General features: G+C 38.8%; 17 protein-coding genes and 3 pseudogenes. 6 read left to right on the forward strand and 14 right to left on the reverse strand.

Going from position 1 to position 22,680, the window contains the following annotated elements; translation table 11 throughout:
- Positions 1 to 18 precede the first annotated feature (18 nt).
- From Q9Q86_RS11595 to Q9Q86_RS11615, 5 genes and pseudogenes are all read right to left on the reverse strand, one after another.
- Positions 19 to 870, reverse strand: a complete 852-nt coding sequence (locus tag Q9Q86_RS11595) for a TniB family NTP-binding protein (protein ID WP_004756436.1) — start codon at positions 868 to 870, stop codon at positions 19 to 21.
- A pseudogene (locus tag Q9Q86_RS11600) lies at positions 867 to 1,160 on the reverse strand (transposase); the annotation flags it as partial. The pseudogene Q9Q86_RS11600 and the gene Q9Q86_RS11595, both read right to left, overlap by 4 nt.
- 42 nt (positions 1,161 to 1,202) lie before the next feature.
- Positions 1,203 to 2,368, reverse strand: a protein-coding gene (locus Q9Q86_RS11605) for an IS3-like element ISAba21 family transposase (protein ID WP_089024808.1) whose coding sequence is annotated in 2 segments (ribosomal slippage) — positions 1,203 to 2,110 and positions 2,110 to 2,368 — 1,167 coding nt in all. Because the reading frame shifts where the segments join, the coding sequence is not laid out codon by codon here.
- 66 nt (positions 2,369 to 2,434) lie between these two features.
- Positions 2,435 to 4,033, reverse strand: a pseudogene (locus Q9Q86_RS11610) (Mu transposase C-terminal domain-containing protein); the annotation flags it as partial.
- On the reverse strand, positions 4,030 to 4,725 hold the full coding sequence (locus Q9Q86_RS11615) for a heteromeric transposase endonuclease subunit TnsA (RefSeq protein ID WP_004756440.1): 696 nt from the start codon (positions 4,723 to 4,725) through the stop codon (positions 4,030 to 4,032). The gene Q9Q86_RS11615 and the pseudogene Q9Q86_RS11610, both read right to left, overlap by 4 nt.
- A gap of 114 nt (positions 4,726 to 4,839) precedes the next feature.
- Between Q9Q86_RS11615 and Q9Q86_RS11620 the strand changes: the two are divergent.
- Positions 4,840 to 5,481 (forward strand): annotated as a pseudogene (locus Q9Q86_RS11620) (ATP-binding protein); the annotation flags it as partial.
- Between the two features lie 29 nt (positions 5,482 to 5,510).
- The gene (locus Q9Q86_RS11625; protein ID WP_227540307.1) at positions 5,511 to 6,089 is read left to right on the forward strand and encodes a hypothetical protein; all 579 of its coding nucleotides are present in this window, start codon (positions 5,511 to 5,513) and stop codon (positions 6,087 to 6,089) included.
- Between the two features lie 275 nt (positions 6,090 to 6,364).
- On the opposite strand, the gene Q9Q86_RS11630 is transcribed toward Q9Q86_RS11625, so the two are convergent.
- Positions 6,365 to 7,177 carry a TorF family putative porin gene (locus Q9Q86_RS11630; RefSeq protein ID WP_112987537.1) on the reverse strand — a complete coding sequence of 271 codons (813 nt, stop codon included), beginning with the start codon at positions 7,175 to 7,177 and terminating at the stop codon, positions 6,365 to 6,367.
- Positions 7,178 to 7,912: 735 nt separating this feature from the next.
- On the opposite strand from Q9Q86_RS11630, the gene Q9Q86_RS11635 reads away from it, so the two are divergent.
- Positions 7,913 to 9,238 (forward strand): OprD family outer membrane porin, encoded by a 1,326-nt coding sequence (locus Q9Q86_RS11635; protein ID WP_112987536.1) that lies wholly within the window; start codon positions 7,913 to 7,915, stop codon positions 9,236 to 9,238.
- A 106-nt stretch (positions 9,239 to 9,344) separates the two neighbouring features.
- Here the strand turns inward: Q9Q86_RS11635 and ppa are convergent, their stop codons facing one another.
- Both ppa and Q9Q86_RS11645 read right to left on the reverse strand, forming a co-directional pair.
- A complete protein-coding gene (ppa, locus tag Q9Q86_RS11640) occupies positions 9,345 to 9,872 on the reverse strand; it encodes an inorganic diphosphatase (RefSeq protein ID WP_004957263.1) in 528 nt (175 codons plus the stop codon).
- A gap of 115 nt (positions 9,873 to 9,987) precedes the next feature.
- The gene (locus Q9Q86_RS11645; protein ID WP_004957262.1) at positions 9,988 to 10,386 is read right to left on the reverse strand and encodes an MAPEG family protein; all 399 of its coding nucleotides are present in this window, start codon (positions 10,384 to 10,386) and stop codon (positions 9,988 to 9,990) included.
- A gap of 144 nt (positions 10,387 to 10,530) precedes the next feature.
- Here Q9Q86_RS11645 and Q9Q86_RS11650 point away from each other — a divergent pair, with 144 nt between their 5' ends.
- Positions 10,531 to 10,923, forward strand: coding sequence for a hypothetical protein (locus Q9Q86_RS11650; protein ID WP_004958447.1), 393 nt, complete (start codon positions 10,531 to 10,533; stop codon positions 10,921 to 10,923).
- Positions 10,924 to 11,017: 94 nt separating this feature from the next.
- Here Q9Q86_RS11650 and Q9Q86_RS11655 read toward each other — a convergent pair whose 3' ends face one another.
- The 5 genes from Q9Q86_RS11655 to Q9Q86_RS11675 all read right to left on the reverse strand — a co-directional run bounded on the left by Q9Q86_RS11655 (position 11,018) and on the right by Q9Q86_RS11675 (position 18,338).
- Positions 11,018 to 12,697, reverse strand: a complete 1,680-nt coding sequence (locus Q9Q86_RS11655; RefSeq protein ID WP_004958444.1) for a long-chain-fatty-acid--CoA ligase — start codon at positions 12,695 to 12,697, stop codon at positions 11,018 to 11,020.
- 154 nt (positions 12,698 to 12,851) lie between these two features.
- Positions 12,852 to 15,071 (reverse strand): DNA topoisomerase IV subunit A, encoded by a 2,220-nt coding sequence (gene parC / locus Q9Q86_RS11660; RefSeq protein ID WP_004917083.1) that lies wholly within the window; start codon positions 15,069 to 15,071, stop codon positions 12,852 to 12,854.
- 414 nt (positions 15,072 to 15,485) lie between these two features.
- Entirely contained in the window at positions 15,486 to 16,130 is a 645-nt protein-coding gene (locus Q9Q86_RS11665) for a trimeric intracellular cation channel family protein (protein WP_112986903.1), read from the reverse strand.
- Between the two features lie 52 nt (positions 16,131 to 16,182).
- Positions 16,183 to 16,665 (reverse strand): YchJ family protein, encoded by a 483-nt coding sequence (locus Q9Q86_RS11670; protein ID WP_112986904.1) that lies wholly within the window; start codon positions 16,663 to 16,665, stop codon positions 16,183 to 16,185.
- Positions 16,666 to 16,763: 98 nt separating this feature from the next.
- Positions 16,764 to 18,338 (reverse strand): TerC family protein, encoded by a 1,575-nt coding sequence (locus tag Q9Q86_RS11675; RefSeq protein ID WP_004917094.1) that lies wholly within the window; start codon positions 18,336 to 18,338, stop codon positions 16,764 to 16,766.
- A gap of 327 nt (positions 18,339 to 18,665) precedes the next feature.
- Here Q9Q86_RS11675 and Q9Q86_RS11680 point away from each other — a divergent pair, with 327 nt between their 5' ends.
- Complete coding sequence (locus tag Q9Q86_RS11680; RefSeq protein WP_004917099.1) at positions 18,666 to 19,286, forward strand: TIGR00730 family Rossman fold protein; 621 nt, start codon at positions 18,666 to 18,668, stop codon at positions 19,284 to 19,286.
- A 50-nt stretch (positions 19,287 to 19,336) separates the two neighbouring features.
- Here Q9Q86_RS11680 and Q9Q86_RS11685 read toward each other — a convergent pair whose 3' ends face one another.
- Complete coding sequence (locus Q9Q86_RS11685) at positions 19,337 to 21,115, reverse strand: choice-of-anchor I family protein (protein WP_112986905.1); 1,779 nt, start codon at positions 21,113 to 21,115, stop codon at positions 19,337 to 19,339.
- Between the two features lie 164 nt (positions 21,116 to 21,279).
- On the opposite strand from Q9Q86_RS11685, the gene mdtD reads away from it, so the two are divergent.
- A complete protein-coding gene (mdtD, locus tag Q9Q86_RS11690; RefSeq protein ID WP_112986906.1) occupies positions 21,280 to 22,668 on the forward strand; it encodes a multidrug transporter subunit MdtD in 1,389 nt (462 codons plus the stop codon).
- Positions 22,669 to 22,680: the final 12 nt, after the last annotated feature.

Raw genomic sequence — 22,680 nt, forward strand, 5'->3', positions numbered from 1 at the left:
CCCAGCCCTCCACATAGCTTATTTCACACTTTCTAGTAAGCTACGGTCGATAAACTCCTGACCAGAAACAATAGCTTTCTTTGCAGCTTCCCGTAAAATCGTTCGCAGATTACCTAAATTTCCATCGGTAATATCATGTAGATATTTTACTGTTGCTGGCTCAGCTAGTTTTGAAGCCTGTTTGAGTGGAAGAACTTTTTCAAACTTATTTACCATGGCTTGAAAGTCCTTATCTAGTTTCCATAAGGGCAAATTAACCACACGAAAACGACTTACATGCTGTGGATCAGTACGCAGGACACTAATCGCTTCTTCTGTACCAAACCCGACAATGGGTATCTGTGTTTCATTACACAAATACTTAATTGCATTCATTACAGTTCTTTGCTTAATCGGGCTGCCACATAATAAAGAATTCATTTCGTCGATAATGAGGAGTTTTACCTCGTAAAGTTTAAGGCAATGGACCACTTGGTAACGTAGCTTCGCAACGGGGTCTCTTTCTCGAAAGGGAACCCAGAACTTATCAAGAATAGCCATATACAAAGCTTTTTCATCAGGTGAAACAGGTGCCTGCACAATAATTACAGGTTTTACTGCATTATTTTCTGCATTGATATGACCCTCCCCATACAGCTTAAAGAACTGATTAATAATTGAGGTCTTACCATTATTTGGCTTACTCAATACCAGTAAGTTGGGCATACGGCTCCGCTTCGGAAGTGTCAGGAATCCTTTCAATTGGTCTAGTAAGTCATTGGCTGCTGGATACCCAATCCATCGGTCCTCTTCCAGGAAGTAGAGCCTGTCCTCAATAGACTGTTCCACAATAGGGCGAAACTCTTGAAAAACATGTGAATAGTTACTCATGAAATATCCTCATCATTTTCCAGTTCATCGAGAGGCAATAAACCATATACGCTTTCAAGCTGTTGCTCCAAAATCGTACTCTCTTGTTGATGTTTTTTGCCCTGAATTGATGCAGGGTTAACACTCATTTGGTGTTGGGTACTGCGCTGACGTGATCTGCGAGCCCGTCGAGTTTTAGTGCTTGCTTCCTGAACACGTTCCCTAAGTTTAGCTAGAGCCTGTCCAAGTTCATGATCTTTTAGATATTCGCCAGTTTCCTTCTTTAGTTCCTGAATCTTTTTGTGTTCCCATGATATGTGCTGAATTAGCAGGAGACTTTCACTTGGGATATGCTAGGCAGCTAACCGATAAAAGTTCTCTGCTATTTGATTTGGCGTTTTAAAATCCAAACTCTTTTGAATTCTTCGCTGATTATAAAATAACACAATGTATTTTGTAATATCTGCTTTAGCTTCATCTCTGGTTTTATAGTTGCAATGATGCACTAATTCATTCTTGAGTATGCCCCAGAAACTTTCAATCGGTGCATTATCGTAACAGTCCCCACGTTTGCTCATTGAACCTTGAAAATCACATTTTTCCAGTATCTTTCGATATTCATGGCTGCAATATTGGCTGCCTCTGTCCGAATGAACAATTAAGCCTTTCGTTGGTTTTTGATTACGAATCGCCATAGTCAGTGCATTGCAAACAAGTTGTGCGGTCATACGCTCATTTAAGCTATAGCCAACCACTTGTTTCGTGTACAGGTCTTTTACTGCTGCCAAGTATAACCAACCTTCAGCAGTCCAAATGTATGTAATATCGCTTGACCATGCAAGATTGGGCTTAGTCATTGAAAACTGTTGCTCTAGTAAATTTGCGTAGATCGCTCGATTATGATCACTCTTCGTAGTTCTTTTGAAACGCTTATGACGCTTACAATACAGCTGGTTGAGCTTTTTTATTTGACGTACAGCATACGTACTGATTTTGATACCTTGCGCTTGTAAATGCTTAGTTAATCGAATATAGCCATAGCTTTGTTTAGTTTCCTCATGAGCTATTTTGACCAAAATTGTCTGTTGATTTCGCTGAACCAATCTTTTATTCATGCCTCGTTTTAGCCAATCATAAAATCGTGACACTGAAACGTGAAGTAATCTAGCCATAAAGCTAATCGGGAATAAATATCTTTGCTGTTTCATATAGGCGTACCTTACTGACTTTCTTTCGCAAAGTACGCTGCTGCCTTTTTTAGAAATTCACGTTCCATTTCAGCTGTTTTGAGCTGTTGTTTGAGCTTTTTATTTTCTTCGAGTAAGGCATTTAGATCAGGTGAATATTGTTTAGTGCCTGCTAAGGTGCCAGTCTTTGCTTTATTATTCCAATTTGAAAGAGTTTGCATTGAAATGCCAAGTTGTCTGGCTGTTTCCGATACATTGCCTTGATTGGCTTCAATCAATTTTATTGCTTCAACTTTAAATTCTGCGGTGTAAGTCTTCTGTTTCTTGCTCATGGTAAACTCCTGATGAGTGTCTATAGTTTACCAAGTTAAAACCTCCTGTTTTCTCAGCACACATCACCAAATACTAAATGGCGGAATACTTTGATCCGCTAAAGGTACCTTAAAATAATTTTTGATTTCGGGATCAAAGAACCATATCTCACTAATATTTCTTGGATCACGCCTAAAGATAAATTTACGTTTTTCCTTTTGATTATAGGGGTCTACAGCATTAATCCAACCTCTTAATACATCAGCATAATAAGCAAGGCCATCAATTGTTACACCTGTTGTTTGAATCGTCCTTTCAAAACTTGGTAGAAAATCAAGAAAGAAATTATGATCATTTGCAGGCAATCTGGCAGCTCCAGAACCTAACGTGTTTTTATCGCCAAAGATACCCAACTCAAAAGCATGTAGTGGAGAAGTACCTAAAGCAGAGTGTTTTCTTTTGTGGTAAACATTACAGATAAAATCAATTAGCCAGTCCTCAAATTCGGAAAATGTGAAAACTGCTTCCGTATCTGAGTTATAGCCTTTTCTTTCAAAAATATTTGAAAAAGTTGTTCCTGGAACTGCGTGAATATCCGTTGCAAATGTTCCCATCAAACGTTCAATGTGCCCACCAAAACGTGGTTTTTTAACTGGTCGGTATTCCAGACGAATATCATGTGCCATACAGGCATTTCTGAAAGTTTCTGAGTGAAACTCAGGTCCATTATCGACATGAATGGTGTTCATAATTCCCCAGACAGGCCATTCAGCTTGAATCTTGCGCGAAGCTAGCCATTTCTCTTTGGGCAGTACAGCTTGAGAAACGCTCATTGCAATCGACATAACAGAGGGAGCATCTAATGATAAGTAATATCCCACAACTACCCTTGTACGCACATCAATTGCCAATGTAAGAAAAGGTCGTCCTATAGGGCACCTGCTAAAATCATCAACCAGAATAAGATCAACGGGTGTATGGTCAATCTGTACAACGGCAAGTGGATAATCAGCATGAGGGAATTTCCCTGCGGCAGGTGTAAATTTGTTATCGGCCTTTTCCTTATACCCCCTCTTACGAAGAGAGTCTCTCTGGCTAATCGCTGCAATACGATTTCTTACTGTATTGGCATGAGGCACCTCTAGGATATGGTATTCATGACATAAGCGTTTCACTTCAAGTACAACTTTTTGAACACTTATTCTTTGATTAGTTAGGTATAAATCGTTGATGGCTTTTTCAATGATTGCTTCAGCATGTTTATTAATTATCTTCTTGCCTTGTGGCAATCCCTCTTTTCTAGGTCGCAATCCATCAATAGTTCCATATGCTTTATAAATTTTTAACCATCTATATATGGTGGCTGGATTTATATCATGTTCCTGAGCACGTAATTCTACTTCCTTACGACCACTCACACCTCCCTCAATGAAAGGACGGATGATGTTGAAACGCCTTTCAGCCTCAATCCAGTCTTTATCAGCGATGAGCTCTAGATCTTCATGTTGTTCCACAGCTATTGACGGCCTTAATTCACTGATAGCCGCAACATTTTTCCTACCTGTATTATTGTTTTCAACAAAAACTGATTTCAGGTCAATGACTTCAATAATCGTATGGGGAATCCCTTTTATCTGAACAGGCTCCCCAGCAGCTATTTTGATATTCACACGTCTATCATTCATGACAAACTCCCACTTACCCAAAGTTCAGTAGATGGCTGTAAAGGTGCATTTAAATCGCAAACCAGATAACCATGAGCAACTAAATACCAAATTTGACTAATTCCATTTGCTCTGTCCCATTTGCCAAGGAAATGTCTGGCTAATAGAGTCTCAAAAGTTACGGCTCCTCGATCTCTCACATAAGCCAATAGGTGCATTGAATCGGCAGGAGGAAATTCCATCTTTCGGTACTTTTGTAAAAACATGGCATTCGACCATAACTGATCCCGAATCCGACCCTCATGTGCAATATGAAATTTCCAACCCTCTTCTTTGCATACCCTCATGGCAGCACGATATCTAGCTTTCCATAAATGTAAATTAACTTGCAATTCATCTATAGGTTTTACTTCAACCAGTTTAGGTGCAATAAATGGAAGAAAATCATCATGCTTATAAGTTACGAGAAAGTCAGGGGTATAAACTCGTTTCTGTCCATTATCAAAATACTCAATGGTAAAGGGTTGAGACTCAACAGCAAGAACATTAGGGTCAACCTCTAATCGAATGAGAAAATCGCGTTCCAATGTTGATTCAAAGGCCACTGCGGAATCTTTTTTAAAAGGGTATAAACCAGATACACTAATGCGTGTATTACCAATTTTTCTTCGAGCTGGTACGATGTTAACGGTGTCGCATGATTGATTGTTCATTCTAGGTTCCGTTGCATAGTTCTTTATAAAATTTGTCGCATAGTTCTTTGTAAAATGGGGTCTAAGTCATTGAGCCTAAATCATATTGTCGCATAGTTCTTTGGAAATGACAGTGGTTCACAACCAAAACCGGGAGAAATTACGCTTGCACATTTAGGAGTCTTATTCTTAGATGAACTCCCTGAATTTGATCGTAAAGTTTTAGAAGTTCTTAGACAACCACTTGAGTCAAAAGAGATTGTGATTTCTCGCGCCGCCAGACAAATGACGTTTCCTGCAAATTTTCAGTTTATTGCTGCAATGAATCCATGTCCTTGTGGTTATGCATTTAATCGGGACAGTCGCTGCCAATGTTCACCTGAAAGTATTCAACGTTATCAAAACCGTATCTCTGGACCACTATTGGATCGTATTGATTTACATATTGATGTACCTCCCTTACAAGCCAAAGAATTACAAGACCACACAACGACTGAGAATTCTGAAATTGTACGACAGCGTGTCATCACCGCGTACGAGAAACAAATCCACAGACAGCAGTGTTTAAATCAAGCGCTTTCTCCAAAGTTGTTGGAAAAACATGCGCTTTTAGATCAAGACTCAGTCAAAATTATTGAAATGGCGCAACAACGCTTAAATCTTTCCGCGCGTGCCTATCATCGGGTCTTACGCGTTGCACGTACAATCGCCGACCTAGCCGAAAGTGATCCAATTTTGAGCAGCCATTTAACCGAAGCATTGTCCTATCGAGGATAAATTAACGGACTAAAAATAGAAAAAATAAGATGAATCAGACATTACCCTTATTAAAGCTAAAGCCAAGTGACTTTCAACATGGGCTTAAAGTTGTCAATCGGACTCAACGTTTTATTATTTTTGTTCCTGCACTCTTACATGGCGGCGAAGCACTTATCTTTCCACAACAAAGTCGATATGTAGGTCAACAAATTAAACGAGGTAGAGGCATCGTCTTTTATAATGGTGTTGACTCAGCATGGCAAGCCGCGCTTGGAAATGGCGAAGACTGTATTATCATTAATGACATTACACCATCTCAGGCTTCGTTACTGCTTGAAAAATATAATGCCTTATTGGGGCAGAATAAAACCTTAAACTTACAAAGTATCAAAGCACTCTTAGTTTATGCCAAGAATGAACTCAATATCATTGATTTTTATAATAAACGTGCATCAAGCGTATTACGAGACTCGAAACTGATTGATCAAAATAATCCGTTCTTTATGGAAGTCCGTAAGGAGGAAGTACATAAAGCACTTTATATTCCGTATGGATTTATGTTTGATGGCCCTGTGCAACAGATGTATCCAAATGGTGCAATCATGGTCAGTACGGATAAACGATGATGGGGTGTAGGAACAGATGTTTTTCTAAAAGGCTATCGAAAAATAGAAAACGGAAAAGAATATAGCTTGACTCATGTTGACAACGATTTCGGAGAGAAATTTACTTTCACCAAAAACACAGTCTATTAAAATAGTGCGGCAATCGTACATGCAGATAGAAATATTGGTGCAAAAATAAGTTCAAGCAAAATATGAGTAGCCATTACTTTCTTTTTACTGACAAATAAAAAAGCCAGCATGTCTGCTGGCTTTTACTTATCTATTCCGTTTAGGAATTAGAATGTTTTCGTTAAACTAAATAACACACCTGTGTCATACGGTTTCTTCGCATTATCACTCATACCTGAAGTACTGACATTTGTACCAACCACATCAACTTCAGCAAGAATACCAAGTAAGTTATAATTTACACCAACTTTATAGTCGACATAATTTTTATCTGTACCTGGACCACCAGCAACAACACCTAAAGCATGTTTGTTTTTATGCTTGTTGTATCCTACAGATGCTAAACCTGTTAAACCAGTACTAGCAATAGGCGCAGAATAACCTAAATTGAAATACCAAAAATCATCCGTTCTACCCCAGTAATCAGGTGAATAATTTACACCTACGCTTAGAGCATCGCCTGCTAATAATGTTTCAGGGAAAGTAAGTTTACCGAATACTTCTGTAAACGCTAAACCTTTCTTACCATTATAAGCATTTGTATAATTAGATTTTGAACCAATATAGCCGTAATGAATTACACCAACATCATAAGTCGGTTTAACTTTATCGGTTAAAGCAAAGCTATTTGTAAATCCGAGTGTCGCATCCGTTTCAGTTGAAACACCAGGAATACTAAAGTCAACACTTGAACCCCAAAGTGCTAAATATGCACCTGAAGTATGTGAAAAAGTAAAACCACCTTGAATCGCAGGGTTGTTTGAAGACTGGGTCACACCACGAAAACGGTAATCCGTTACTGCTGATACGTTGCCTGACGCAGTAACGCCATAGAATGAAGGTTTATCTTCTGCCATAGCAAAAGTCGAAGTCACAGCAAAAATACTTAACGCGATCGCTTTACATGCAAATTTCATCATACTGATCTCCCCCATGATGGATATTCGACTGATTTATGTTTTAAGTTGCATCACTATGTGAATAGCAAATGCTATGCCAACTTAACTGAAGCACCATAAAACCTAGTGCTCATGTCATAAAATCGTCATAGTTATAATAAAAATAATTACAAAATGCTTTTTATTGCATCTTTCTCTCTATTTATGATCCATTTTTAAGCACAAAGCTAGATAAATTATTTTTTCGCACAAGAATAATGCAAATAGAATGATCAACAATCATACGACAGAGATTATTTTAAGTTACAATCAAAATGGCAGGGAAATCACGCCCAATAAAAGTGCATAACCGAATTTAGGTACTGATCTGAATATTTTCTACACAAAAATAACGACCATTTATCGGGATGTTAGTTTTTGCAAACTCAAATTAATCACTTTTTAACCAGTTAGTAAATAACTATTTAAATTAAAAAAAAATTATTCAATATCGTCACATATTTTACATAAAAATAATCAAAAAATAATCGATATTAATCACAATAATAAGATATTAATTATTTATTAAATATCATTGATTTAATTTTAATTTATCTATTTTTTATACAGGAATAAAAACAAAAAATCTTATCCTAATTTTGTGTAAATTTAATTAAAATATTTTAATAAAAATCTATCTTTTTCATGCATAACTTATACAATTGGTCAAAATTTTGATTCTGACCAAAATTGATTTTATTTATTATGAGGCTACCTATGCCAAAGGCAAAGAAAATAACATTAGCGGTTTTGATTAATGCCGCATTGATCTCCTCAACATATGCAAGCGAACAAAGCGAAGCTAAAGGTTTTATTGAGGATGCAAATGGTTCAGTATTGTTCCGCACAGGCTTTTTAAATCGTGATAAAAAAGACGGTTTAACAAATGATACAAGCTCAACAGCGCAAACTGCCATTTTTGATCTTCAATCAGGCTTTACAAAGGGTGTTGTTGGCTTTGGTGTTGGCCTAGTAGGTGATGCATCTTTCAAGCTTGGTGCGAATAATAATACGGGTAATCAAATGATTCCTGTAGATGATCGTGGATTTGCTTATGATCATTGGGCTCGTGGTGGTGCCAATGTGAAAGCACGTATTTCCAACACAACCGTGACTTATGGTACACAGGTGTCAACACTTCCTGTCATGGCAAGTAATCAAGCCCGTTTAGTGCCTGAGTATTACACAGGTGTTTTCATTGAAAGTAATGAAATTCCAAATCTAAATGTGGTTGCAGGTAAATTCACAAAAAACCAAATGTCAAACCAAATTAGTACCGATAAAGATGTGACAGGTCAAGGGCTTGATCGTGCAGTAGTTTGGGGTGCTAAATATAAATTTAATGATCAACTCAATTCATCGTATTATGGCTTAGATGTTCAAGATAAGTTAGAACGTCATTATGCTAATGTAAACTTTACCCAAAGCTTAAAAGACAAGAGTACCTTAACACTTGATGCCATGGGTTATCATACAAAATGGGATAAAGATGCACTCACTGATTCACATACCACAGATGATCTAGCAAACCGTAAAAACTCGATTTGGGCTGTTTCAGTGGGCTATGGCAAAGATGTACATAATGTCATGCTTTCTTATCAAGATAACACAGGTAATACTGGATATGACTATGGCTATAATGCTGATGGTTTACAAAGTATCTGTGTCCCTAATTCCTATTTAGGTGACTTTAATGGTAATGATGAAAAATCTGTCGGGCTACAATATAACTACAACTTCAAAAATCACGGTTTACCTGGTCTAAACTGGACAACTGCATTTGTTTATGGTTGGGATATTGATATCGCTAAAATAACAGATCGCTCAAAAATCATTGACCAAGCCGAAGAACATGAGTTCTTTAACCAAGTCAAATATACAGTTCAAACAGGTGCATTGAAAGATGCAAGCCTACGTGTTCGCTATTCTTACTTACGTTCAAGTGATACCTATAATAATGTTTCTGGTCAATATGTCAGCAATGTCATTGGCTCAACCAATGAATGGCGTTTGTTCCTTGATATTCCTGTGAAACTGTTCTAATTCACAGCTTTATTTAAGTCATAAAAAAACCTCCATTCAATTGAATGGAGGTTTTTTTATCAGCTAGACTTTAAATCATAAAATCTAGCTGAATCTACTCAGAAAATTACTTCTTAGCAGCTTCGATCGCTTTAAGCACTTCAGCTTTAGCAACATCAGCACTTTCCCAACCGCTAATTTTTACCCATTTTCCAGGCTCTAAATCTTTGTAATGTGCAAAGAAATGCTCAACTTGGCTAATCAATAAAGGAGGAAGATCTGTATATTCTTTAACATCTTTATAGAGAGGAGATAACTTCTCATGTGGAACTGCGATGAGTTTCGCATCAATACCACCATCATCTTCCATATTTAATTTACCAACTGGACGGCAACGAATCACAGAACCAGCAGCAACAGGATGTGGCGTTACAACAAGAACGTCTAATGGGTCACCATCTTCAGATAATGTATTTGGCACATAACCGTAGTTCGCAGGGTAGAACATTGCTGTACCCATAAAACGATCTACAAATAACGCATCCGAATCTTTATCGATTTCGTATTTGATAGGTGCTGCATTTGCAGGAATTTCAATGATGACATAAATGTCGTTTGGTGCGTCTTTACCCGCAGGAATATTGCTATAACTCATATCAACACTCGTTTATATTGGTGAACTTAGATGTAAATCCGAGAGATTATAACGTGAATACAATGAAAATGATGCTAGAAAACCACTAGCTAGAGAATTTTCTATTTTATTCACCTTAAGTCATTTTGACAGTAATCACAAAAAGGAGAATCGGACAAAGTAGCGAAAAAAACCAAATGATCGAACGCAAAGTCGCTAAATTCGCTAGATAACAAATACCGTAAATCACGCGACAAACGATATAAGCCCAACCTAAAGTCATAATAAATTTCTCAGGTACCACCATATATTCAGCCATTAATATAGCCGCAATAAACAAAGGTAAGCTTTCAAAACTATTTTGCTGTACAGCATTGGCACGTGCGGCCAAACCTGTCGTTTTAGCTAGAAATTCACGCGGATTCTGATTATCTTTTGCTTGAAAACCACCCTTCGATTTTGCAATCAAGGTGAAAACATAGGGCAACAGACACGCGACGATAATAATCAATATAATGCCGCCAATACCTTGCATGCTCACATCCGTCACTTGAAATTCTTTTGATCATGCTATCATAACCTAAAATTTATTTAATTTTCATTTGTGTATATTCGACAAATCTCTCAAGTTTATATGCCATCCACTTGTAACTCATTTTTAGTTTTCTAGGGTTAGACTATGCAACATCCAGATCAAAAAGAAATGTTTGAAGTACTTGCACAGCAACGACAACATCAAGTCCTCGTAGATCGTGTATTGAAAGTCGTGCTGCCAATCATGGCATTTTTGCTTAGCGTAATTTGTGCAAACTTGAACTGGCAATCAACTCTAGGGACCTTTGTTATACTGACGATTGCCTTCTATGCTGTTGGGATTAAGCGTTTAACGCTTTGGCATTGGTTGAGTATTATTGTTGCTTACGCTGTAGCAGATAATTATTTTAGTTTTAATGGGATTGATCCTACTCGTCTACGTTTCCAACTTGCCACAATGGTTGTATTTGTCGGGATTGTCGGCATAGGTCGACCGTATATTGATCGCTGGTTAATGAAGTCGAATAACTCTAAATAAACCCAAACAAAAAAACGCCGCGATTGCGGCGTTTTTGCAGCCTCCCTTTTTTTAAAGGGTGAGCTGCGGTTATAGCAGTGTAAAGGTTGGTTGCTTAAGCAGGTTTACGTAAATCTTTACGTAAGATTTTACCTACGTTTGATTTTGGTAAGTCATCCATAAACTCAACATAACGAGGGCATTTGTAACCTGTTAAGTTTTGTTTTGCATAAGCCAAGATTTCTTCAGTCGTTAATGACTGATCTTTTTTCACGATGAATAGTTTTGGCACTTCACCTGATTTTTCATCAGGTACACCAATCGCAGCAACTTCCAATACTTTAGGATGTTTTGCAATCACTTCTTCGATTTCACTTGGATAAACATTAAAGCCTGAAACCAAGATCATATCTTTCTTACGGTCTACAATCTTGAAGTAACCACGTGTATCCATGATACCGACGTCACCAGTACGGAAGAAACCATCTTTAGTCATCACTTTTTCAGTTTCGTCAGGACGGTTCCAGTAACCTTTCATGACTTGAGGACCACGGATTGAAATCTCACCCTGTTCGCCTTGTGCTACTTCGTTACCATCATCATCAAGCAATACAACTTCTGTTAATGGCAATGGAATACCGATTGTGCCACTAAACTCAGTTGTTGTTGGTGGGTTTGCAGTTGCAACTGGTGAAGTTTCAGATAAACCATAACCTTCGATAATGATCGTACCTGTTACTTTCTTCCAAGCAGCAGCAGTTGAAGGCAATACAGCCATACCACCACCCATTGCCATCTTAAGATTGCTATGGTCAAGTTGTTTAAACTCTTCATTGTTCACTAAAGCATTAAATAATGTATTTACTGCTGGGAAGAATGAAGGTTTGTATTTGCGTAATTCACCAACAACAGCTGGTAAGTCACGTGGGTTAGGAATCAAGATATTCGCTTGACCTTTGTACATACCGTAAAGTGCACACACCATGAATGCAAAGATGTGATAAAGCGGTAAAGCACATACGATACGGTCATCTTTAGCACCATCACCCGTACCGAATTTACTTGAGAAAATTCCGTCACACTGCAATAAGTTTGATACAAGGTTGCGATGAGTTAATTCAGCACCTTTTGAAACACCTGTTGTACCACCTGTGTACTGAAGTACAGCAGTGTCACTCAAGGTTAAGCTTGGACGTTTATAATTGCTTGGGCTTACTTTGTTTAATGCAGTATTAAACTTCACATGACCTGGAATGTTCCAAGCAGGAATTTGCTTACGCACTTTACGTAAAACGAAGTTAACGATCGTACCTTTTAAGGTCCCCAACATATCGCCAACAGTTGCTACCACAACATGCTTCACAGGCGTTTTACCAATAATGCTTTGGTATACACTTGCAAAGTTTTCAATGATCACAAGAGCTTCCGCGCCTGAGTCATTTAATTGATGCTCAAGTTCGCGTGCTGTGTAAAGTGGATTCACATTTACCAGTACTAAGCCTGCACGGAATACACCTAAAGCAACCACTGGGTATTGGAATACGTTAGGCATCATCACCGCAACGCGTGATCCTTTTGCCAAACCCAGGCTTTGTAAATATGTTGCGAATTTACGACTAGCGACTTCTAATTCATTATACGTTAAAACTTTATCCATGAAGATAAAGGCATCACGTGAACCAAATTTTTGGAAATTGCGTTCAAAAATATCAACAAGTGAGGTGTTTTCAGCAGGCAGTGCAACTGTTTCTGGAATTCCTGTCTTTTGGTATTCAGCAAACCAAATCTTTTCCATAATGCCATTATCTCCGAGTGTAATCCTTAAAATGTAACAACGTTACTTTCCATGGCAAAACATTTTTTTTAACTTTTTGAATTGCCTTGTCAATCTATTCACACAAGATGAATATATTTCATATATAACGTATTTGTGTCGCAGAATACTAGCCTTATCTCTGAATGAGGAGTCTATTTGCTTTTTGATATCCCCGTGGTAAAAGTTGCCCCTTTGTTGCTCTTTTTCCTATATATTTTTGGAGATCATCCCCTTTCAGTTTTAGATGTTGTTGTCCTGCAGCGACTTGGATTATTTCATCTAAATTCAAGGTTGTCATGGATAAAATTTGCTCTTTTTCATCAAGTTGTATCAACTTGTTACCTTTACCTTTATTCAGCACAGGTAACTCAGTCAAATCAACGATAAGTAACCTACCCGCAGAACTTAAGATTGCAACATGTGTCGCTTGCTGAATTGGCAACAATGGTAATGCCGTCGCTTTATCTGCCACAGTCAAGAAGGATTTACCTGCCTTAGCATTGGTATCAAGTTGAGCTGCTTGTGTTTTGAAGCCGTAACCATTTGAACTCACGGCAAGCAATTCACTCGCATCATCTTCAATAAAGACTTGAATAAATGACACACCGCTGGCTGGTGCAAGTTTAGAACTTAAAGGCTCACCCAATCCACGTGCCGATGGCAAACTACTGATCGGTAAAGCATAGCTTCGACCTGTTTCATCCAAGAAATACACCCGCTGATTGGTCTTTCCAACTGCATGGCTGAGATATTGATCGCCAGCACGATAGTTTAAGTTCGCAGCATCGACATCACCGCCTTTGGCAGCTCTCACCCAACCTGCTTCGGATAAAACAACCGTCACCGTTTCCGCAGGCATTAAGTCCTGCTCTTTAATTTGTACAGCATCAGCACGAGTAACGATAGGTGAACGGCGATCATCACCGAACTTTTTAGCATCTTCTTTTAATTCATTTATGATTAAATTCTTCAATGATTCTGGGTTTGCCAATTGCTCACGAATAATCGCAGCTTTCGCTTCTAACTCTTCCTGCTCACGACGAATTTCCATTTCTTCAAGCTTGGCGAGGTGACGAAGCTTTAACTCTAAAATGGCTTCCGCTTGAATGTCATCAATCCCAAAGTGCTGCATCAACACTGGTTTTGGTTGATCTTCCTCACGAATAATTCGAATCACAGTATCAATATCGAGATAAGCAATTAAAAGACCTGCCAAGATATGCAGTCGTTTTTCGATTTTATTTAAATGGTATTGAAGACGACGTGTCACCGTTTGCTTACGAATTTCAATCCATTCCAACAAAATACGGCGAATCGATTTAACTTGCGGACGACCATCCGCGCCAATCATATTTAGATTGACGCGATAGCTAGATTCCAAATCCGTCGTAGCAAATAAGTGACTCATTACCGTTTCTGCATCGACACGGTTAGAGCGCAGTACAATCACCAAACGTGTTGGGTTTTGATGATCCGATTCATCTCGTACATCACTGACCAAAGGCAATTTCTTAGCGATCATTTGATCAGCGATTTGAGTAATCACTTTGGAACCTGAAACTTGATACGGTAGTTCAGTAATTACGATTTCATTTTTATCAATGGTATATACCGCACGCATACGATAACTACCACGACCTGTGGTTTGAATTTTTAATAATTCTTCAGGTGGGGTAATAATTTCTGCTTTAGTCGGTAAATCTGGTGCAGGGATGTATTCTGCTAATTTTTCATCTGTGGTTTCAGGATTGCGAATCAATGCAATCGTACCTTTTACCACTTCACGTAAGTTATGAGGCGGAATGTCAGTCGCCATCCCCACCGCAATTCCTGTGGTGCCATTCAGCAAAATATTGGGAATACGTGCAGGTAACGTGATTGGTTCTTTCATCGAACCATCAAAGTTATCTTGCCATTCGCTGGTGCCCTGTCCTAGTTCACTCAGCAATAGTTCACTATAAGCGGATAGCTTAGCTTCGGTATATCGCATCGCAGCGAAGGATTTAGGATCGTCTGGTGAACCCCAGTTGCCTTGACCTTCGATCAAAGGATAACGATAACTAAATGGCTGAGCCATCAACACCATCGCTTCATAACATGCTGAGTCACCATGTGGATGGTATTTACCCAGTACATCACCGACAGTACGTGCAGATTTCTTTGGCTTACCTGTTGATTTTAAACCTAACTCACTCATCGCATATACGATACGGCGCTGTACAGGTTTTAAACCATCACTGATATGTGGCAATGCACGATCCATGATCACGTACATGGCATAGTTTAAATAAGCTTGTTCTGTGAATTCAGCTACGGAACGGTTTTCGGTTGCATGATGTGCAAGGCTGGTCATTTCAGCAAGTCATCCAAAATCATTGTTATCGTCAATGCTTTGTATGCTATGTGGATGAAAGCGTTGTGACAAGCCCTTGTTGTTGTTTAAACGTCAAATGCTGTCTTACAAGAGATGTTATTTTTTAAATACAATCTGAAAAATTATGAGACAAATAAACATAATATTCGGAATAAGATAATTCAGTTGATCTTGTTGAGTATTTCTTAGTAATTTGAACAATCCGACAGTCACTCCGAATAAAAGGAGATCATGCAGAATGTTTAAAACATCTAACTGAAACTTATACTGTGCCAGAAAATATACAATCACCAAGATAAGAAAAAGCTTGTTACTTTTATAAAAATCTTTCTTATCAAACTTGATATCATTCATTTTAATTTATCTCAAAGCATCGCATATACAGCTAATCAATCAATGCTCATCCGTAGACGAAGCAGATTCCGCATCATCTTCTTTATAAATAAATTTCGGCATTTCCAAGCCAAAATAAATCGCGATCAAACGTAAAGTAAAACCAAAAACCAAAGTAAAAATAACGGTCAAATCATGTGGCAAACCAACCTCTAAGCAGACCCAATAACAGATCACAGCAACAAAGGAGATGCTGGCATATAGCTCACGGCGGAACACTAAAGGCACGTCATTACACAGAATATCACGCAGAATACCACCTGATACTCCTGTCAAAACTCCTGCAACGGCTGAGACGACAAAACCGTACCCCATCGACAACGCAATTTGGCAACCAATAATGGTAAAACCAATTAAACCTAAAGCATCAAGTACCAAGAAGATATTGCGTAAATGCTTCATCCATTTGGCAATAATAATCGTGACAAATGCGGCACAACACGTCAGTACCAAATACTCAGGATGCTTCACCCAAGTTAAAGGATAATGCCCTAACAACACATCTCGAACTGAACCACCACCCAAAGCTGTCACACAGGCAATCAGTGTCACACCGAACCAGTCCATACTACGACGGCCCGCTGACAGAGCTCCTGTCATTGCTTCCGCAGTAATGGCAATAATGTAAATAACGGTGAGCAACATCTGCCTACATCCTTCAATCAGGCATAAAAGTGTGCGCTATTTTAAGACAAACTTAGATGAATTGTGCACAACATTGTTTAAATTTTTTCCCCGAACCACAAATACACGGTTGTTTCATGGTGACTTGCATATTCAAGGTTGGATCAAGAAAATACCAACGCTGCTGATGTAAAACAAAATGTGAAATTTCATGATGTATATGCTGCTGTTTTGCATCCTGATTTTGATCACAATAATGGGCTTTGAATTCGACTAAGGCATGAGTTTTATCAAGTTTAGGCTGGTATTGTAACACTTCTAATTTTAACCATTGATTGGACTGACTCCAATCTGCAATTGCCACACGATCAAGCATAGACTGTTGACCTAAAGCAGTCGTCTCAACAATATAATCTATTTTTTGCAAGGCAAATGCGCTATAGCGTGAACGCATCAACTGTTCTGCATGTTCAGCAAATTGTTGTTTTAGATGCAAAGGCTGACAACAATTTATGTATAAACCTTGTCCGCAAGGGCAATTCTCTAACACAGTCATTTTTCATTCTCAAAAATAAAAACCCTGAGAAAACCATAATGTGATTGCTCTACATATTAGATTTAGCTCAGGGATTTAAAGCAACTCAACAAATCGAATTACTTTTCAGATGTTTTGTCTTTTGCAATGATGCGCACTTTTTCAATCTTGTGCCCATCCATCGTCACCACCTCAAAGCGATGACCATCGGCTTCGATCATTTCACCATTTTCAGGCAAACGTCCTAAATGGAAAAGAATATAACCCGACAAAGTTGAATATTCTTCACTTTCATCAACTAAGTCCTTACCGAGTAACAATGACACATGGCGAATATCAGTCGATCCTTCTAGCAACATCGAACCGTCTTCTAAGCTTGCCGCCGCAGCTTCGAGTTCATCCTCATCAGGGAACTCACCAGCAATCGCTTCAAGCACATCAATAGGAGTCGCAATACCCTCAATTGAACCATATTCATTGAGTACAATCGCCATTTGCAAAGGTGCTTGACGTAATTGCTCCATCACCATCAACACTTGCGCATTTTCATGAACAATCAAAGGTTCTCTAATATGTTTTGTGAAATCAATTGAGCCTGTTTCAATATATTCATTTAATACTTTATGAGTCAGAACAATACCTTCAATATTATCCAGCTCACCACGCGCAATAATTAAACGTGAGTGGGTCATTGCCATTAAGCGCTGTTTTAACTCTTCAGGATCAGAATCTAAATCTAACCACTCTAACTCTGGACGAGGTGTCATGACCGATTTAACAGGTCGTTCCGACAATCCCAGTACACCTTGTACAAGTACGCTATGGTACACACCATTATCTTCGTCAAAGACTTCTTTGGCATAAGCTTGAGTTGCTAAAACATCTTCCGCTTCTTTGTTTTGACCATCATTTTTGCCGCCCAACATACGCAACACTGCTGAAGCAGTGCGATAGCGCAAGTCAGTCGTTGTCACAAGTTTTTCTTGGTTACGACGCATAGTTTGGTTGACCATTTCAACCAAAACAGAGAATCCGATCGCTGCGTATAAATAGCCTTTCGGAATATGGAAACCAAAGCCTTCAACGACTAAGGAGAAACCAATCATCATCAAGAAACCGAGACACAGAATCACAACGGTTGGGTGTTTGTTGACGAACTCCATCAAAGGACGTGCTGCCAACAACATGATACCAATCGCAATCGTCACCGCGATCATCATCACTGAAAGGTCTTTGACCATACCCACAGCGGTGATTACACTATCAAGTGAGAATACCGCATCAAGTACAACGATCTGTACAACCACCATCCAGAATGCAGCATGTACTGGATTTTCTTCTTTTAAGGTCTGCTTACCTTCAATTCGCTCATGTAATTCCATTGTTCCTTTAAACAATAAGAACACACCACCGAACAACAGAATCAAATCTCGCCCTGAGAAAGGATGATCGAACACATGGAAAAGCGGTTGGGTTAAAGTGACCACCCAAGCGATGGATGCCAACAAAACCAAACGCATTAATAATGCGAGAATTAAACCAATTCTACGAGCAGCAGCACGTTGTTCTGGCGGTAATTTTTCCGCCAAAATCGCAATAAAAACAAGGTTATCAATACCTAATACGATTTCCAATACGACTAGAGTCGCCAAACCAACCCATGCAGAAGGGTCAGACATCCATTCGAAGATCATTGACGAGACTCCTCTGCAAAATTGGCAGCAAGGTATTGGAGTTTAAATTTTAAAAGGCCGGCATTAGCAGCCAAAACATTTTTCTTAGGAAATAAAAACAAAGCGGATCGACAACAACCACTACTCATAGAGGTACATAAATTAATAAAAGGATTTTCAGTATAGGCAAGATCGTAGTGAAATTCACCTTTTTTATGTGGATGTTTCTTACAAATTCTTTCTAAGTATTGCCAAAAGAGATTGTATGTAAAATGTGCATAAAACTGTCATAAAAGTGATTTAGCCTAGACAACTAGAATGAAAATGATAAGGTGAAAAATAAACGAAATGAATAGTGTACTAAGAATGACTGAGAAAAGAACAACACCTCTCCCAAAAACAACTCAAGCTTTAATTGCGCTATATTGTGGTTCACGTACAGGTAATAAACCAATCTACCGCGATAAAGCGATTGAACTCGCACAGCATGTCGCTGATCAAGGCTTTGGCATCGTATATGGCGGTGCCAGTATTGGTCTAATGGGACAAGTCGCAGATACGGTTTTAGAACATGGTGGCGAAGTCGTTGGCGTCATTCCTGAGTTCATGCTGGATTATGAAATTGCTCATAGTAAACTCACCGAGTTACACGTCGTAGAGACCATGCATGAACGTAAAGCGTTAATGGCTGAGCGTGCTAGTGCCTTTATTGCTCTGCCAGGTGGCTTGGGAACTTTTGAAGAAATTCTAGAAATTGCGACTTGGGGACAACTCAATCAGCATCAAAAACCAATGATTATTTATAACGTCAATCGTTTCTATGATGCACTGATTGCCCAACTTGATTATGCAGTAGAAGAAGGATTTCTTCCCCCTCAACATCGTGCCAAAGTGATTATTTGTGAAACTACTGAACAAATTTCTAATGTAATTAAAAATTTGGATGCACCGACCCATATTGAAGTTTGATGTATTTTGATCAAAAAAGCGGATCTATTGATCCGCTTTTTTATAACTTATTACTGAACATTCACTTGATAAATTGCAGTAGAGCCACTCACTTCATTTCCGACAACCAATAAGGGCTTGCCGTTTGGTGAGTCTTTGGCAGCGATAAAGATCAAACCTTCTGGTCCTAAATCACCTTGCTTGGCACTATCCGTTTCCACAAAATTACGAGTCGTGAAATATTCAACAAATTTAGGCTGCATTGGTGTAGTAATGTCATATACCATCACGCCACTCATTCGCTCTAAACCAATAAATGCAAAGGTCTTCGCACCAATCGTGCCCAGTGTAATACCTTCAGGTTCAGGACCTTTATTATCACTACGATCATCTAAACTAACGGCTTCATGATCGGTATTAAAATAAGTTGGAAACAGTTCAGAAATTTTCTTCTCAAACTCACTTCCTGAATCCCATACCAACTGTCCTTGTGTATTCCAAATACTAAATGAACGTGCGCCATAGGCATACAATTTATCGTAAGTTAATCGTCCATTTGCATCTAGCTTTGGTGATCCATCCGCATTGGTTTGATATCCCATATTCCATGCGATATTTAAACGGCCTAAATTACCATCTTTACGACAATCTCCTGCTTCGGTTGCTGTCGCACCACAATAGGCAAATGTAACAGGATTAAGTTTAGCTCCTTTCACACCATTTGCGATCTTTTGTAAATGGGCAGGATAATCACCTTCCGCATTGAAGCCTTTACTGTTAAATAAATGCTTCATACGGATATTTTCAACATAACCTTGAGCTAAGTTACCCGCAAAATAGGCATCTTCATCTTTTAACCATTCACGGCTATCCCCTTCATTGGCTGTGACCAAATAGGTTTGTCCATTCACTTGATAATTCGCAATCGAGTCTGGCTGATACATACCCACTAAACCAGTCCAAGTTTTGATATCTATCTTGCTGTCTCTATCACTGACATCCAGTTCATTACCCATTACGCCATGATCTCTATAGCCCAATGGATAAATATCGGTAACTTTCTGCTGAGCAATATCAATTCGTGCAATCGCATTATTTTCTTGTAATGTCACCCATGCCGTTTTGCTGTCACCTGAAATGGTGATGTATTCGGGTTCTAAATCTTGAGCAACCGTAGCATTTGGTCCAAAAATACGCACACCTTTTGCCATGAGATCTGCCTTTTGGCTATTCCAAGCTCTAAAATCAGCAATACTCGCTTTAGGTTGTTTAATGTCTTGAATATCAATAATACTGACCGAACCTTCAGGATCAATCGAATAATCATCATTTGGCTCAGCTTCATTTGCCACTAAAACAGTTTTGCCATTTGGACTAAAGGTCAGCATGTCAGGCAACGAACCTACAGCCACTTTACTCATAAAACTCAAATCTTTGGCATTAAAGAAAACCACGAGACCTGCATCGGTTTTATTTTTTGCTTGGACTGCAATCGCCACGATGCCATTTTGTACGGCAACACTATTCACTTCTGAGTCAGCTAAATAATCACGTGCAGAAAGTTCTGCAATATGAACAGGTTGTTCAGGCTTAGATGCATCCAGTACATCTACCAAACCTTTTTGTGCATTCACGACAAATAACCGTTTGCTTGCCGCATCATACGCAGGAATTTCTGCTGCACTTTCAGCAAAAATATTGGTTTTATAGTGTCCTAATACACTTAATTTAATGGTTTCAGGGGTAGGTTCAATTTGTTCTGATTTATTGTTGTTGTCATTATTATCGTTACATGCCACTAATCCCACAGACAGTAAAGCTGTCAATAAAACTGAAATCTTAAACTTCATGATCAATTTCCATACGATTTATTATGTAGGATCAATCTAGTGTTCTGAGATTCAAATTCGATGACATTTTGATGTCATTTCGATGACGTCTCTTTGACAATTATTGTCTTTCTTTCAGGCTCTTTTGCATTAAACTTGAATGGAGTTTTAGCACCTTAAAATATATGACAACGACGACTCATCAAGCTGTACAACCTGAATTTCGCTTGTTGGTATTATTGGTTTCGATAGGCTTCTTTATGCAGGCCTTAGATACCACGATCGTCAACACGGCGATTCCTGCAATGGCAGTTCAGCTCAATGAAGACCCATTGCAAATGCATGGAGTCATTGTCGCTTATGTATTATCCGTTGCAGCCTGTATCCCGTTAAGCGGTTGGCTTGCTGATCGCTTTGGTATTCGCAATATTTATCTCAGTTCGATGGTAATTTTCAGCTTAGCATCACTAGGTTGTGGCTTATCCCAAAATCTCGATCAGTTGCTATTCTTTCGTGTCATTCAGGGGATTGGTGGTGCATTGCTCATGCCTGTTGGTCGTTTGGCACTACTTAAATTAATTCCCCGCTCTCAGTTTCTCTCTGCTATGAGCCTAATGAGTTTGGCTGGTTTAATTGGTCCACTCATGGGACCGACATTGGGCGGATGGCTCGTCGAAGTCACTACATGGCACTGGATTTTTCTGATCAATATCCCGATGGGAGTTTTAGGGATGATCATGACCTTCAAAGTCATGCCTAACCAAAAAGAACCGAGCGTAAAAGCCTTTGATCTAAGTGGTTTTATCTTGCTCATGATCGCAATGGTCGGATTGTCTTTAGGCATTGAGAATATTGCTGCACCTCAATATTCAGGTTTAGTCAGTATTTCCTTATTAGTTGCAGGTACGATTGCAACAGTTGCTTATGCCTATCATGCACATAGCCATCAAAATGCTTTGTTTCATGGACGTTTATTTCGCTATAAGATTTTTTCAATTGGGGTACTAGGAAATTTCTTTGCTCGTCTAGGCAGTAATGCGATTCCCTTTATTTTACCGTTGATGCTGCAAGTGGCTTTTGGCTTCGAACCCTTTATCACAGGTTTAATGATGATCCCGATGGTACTAGGTGCATTATTTTCCAAACCGATTATTCGTCCGATCATTCAAAGAGTGGGTTATCGTCGCTTTCTGCTCACCAATACCGTATTGGTGGGTCTATGTATTGCCAGTTTTGCATTAATGACCGCTGATACGCCTCTATGGCTAAAAATATTACATTTATTTATCTTTGGGACGCTCAACTCACTGCAGTTTGTTGGCATGAATACGCTCACCCTTAAAGATTTACCACAGCATGATGCGAGTAGTGGAAATAGCTTCTTATCGATGATTATGATGCTCTCGATGAGTATCGGGGTTGCTTTAGCAGGTACATTGATCAATGTATATGGTCAACATTTTCCAACATCATCGATAACTACAGCTTTCCATGCCACACTCATCTCTTTAGGATGTATCAATATCATTACTGCTTGGATTTTTTGGCAAATTCCGAAAGAAACAACAGATTAATTAAGTAATAAA

Source organism: Acinetobacter sp. A22, assembly GCF_030913345.1.
Taxonomy (GTDB): domain Bacteria; phylum Pseudomonadota; class Gammaproteobacteria; order Pseudomonadales; family Moraxellaceae; genus Acinetobacter; species Acinetobacter junii.

Excerpts from the sequence above, each read along its gene's own strand:
- mdtD (WP_112986906.1), top strand. The coding sequence starts at position 21,280 with ATGACAACGACGACTCATCAAGCTGTACAACCTGAATTTCGCTTGTTG.
- Q9Q86_RS11625 (WP_227540307.1), top strand. The coding sequence starts at position 5,511 with ATGAATCAGACATTACCCTTATTAAAGCTAAAGCCAAGTGACTTTCAA.
- Q9Q86_RS11645 (WP_004957262.1), bottom strand. The coding sequence starts at position 10,386 with ATGCAAGGTATTGGCGGCATTATATTGATTATTATCGTCGCGTGTCTG.
- ppa (WP_004957263.1), bottom strand. The coding sequence starts at position 9,872 with ATGAGTTATAGCAATATTCCTGCGGGTAAAGACGCACCAAACGACATT.
- Q9Q86_RS11655 (WP_004958444.1), bottom strand. The coding sequence starts at position 12,697 with ATGGAAAAGATTTGGTTTGCTGAATACCAAAAGACAGGAATTCCAGAA.
- Q9Q86_RS11615 (WP_004756440.1), bottom strand. The coding sequence starts at position 4,725 with ATGAACAATCAATCATGCGACACCGTTAACATCGTACCAGCTCGAAGA.
- Q9Q86_RS11650 (WP_004958447.1), top strand. The coding sequence starts at position 10,531 with ATGCAACATCCAGATCAAAAAGAAATGTTTGAAGTACTTGCACAGCAA.
- Q9Q86_RS11595 (WP_004756436.1), bottom strand. The coding sequence starts at position 870 with ATGAGTAACTATTCACATGTTTTTCAAGAGTTTCGCCCTATTGTGGAA.
- Q9Q86_RS11685 (WP_112986905.1), bottom strand. The coding sequence starts at position 21,115 with ATGAAGTTTAAGATTTCAGTTTTATTGACAGCTTTACTGTCTGTGGGA.
- Q9Q86_RS11680 (WP_004917099.1), top strand. The coding sequence starts at position 18,666 with ATGAATAGTGTACTAAGAATGACTGAGAAAAGAACAACACCTCTCCCA.
- Q9Q86_RS11675 (WP_004917094.1), bottom strand. The coding sequence starts at position 18,338 with ATGATCTTCGAATGGATGTCTGACCCTTCTGCATGGGTTGGTTTGGCG.
- Q9Q86_RS11635 (WP_112987536.1), top strand. The coding sequence starts at position 7,913 with ATGCCAAAGGCAAAGAAAATAACATTAGCGGTTTTGATTAATGCCGCA.
- Q9Q86_RS11670 (WP_112986904.1), bottom strand. The coding sequence starts at position 16,665 with ATGACTGTGTTAGAGAATTGCCCTTGCGGACAAGGTTTATACATAAAT.
- Q9Q86_RS11665 (WP_112986903.1), bottom strand. The coding sequence starts at position 16,130 with ATGTTGCTCACCGTTATTTACATTATTGCCATTACTGCGGAAGCAATG.
- Q9Q86_RS11630 (WP_112987537.1), bottom strand. The coding sequence starts at position 7,177 with ATGATGAAATTTGCATGTAAAGCGATCGCGTTAAGTATTTTTGCTGTG.
- parC (WP_004917083.1), bottom strand. The coding sequence starts at position 15,071 with ATGACCAGCCTTGCACATCATGCAACCGAAAACCGTTCCGTAGCTGAA.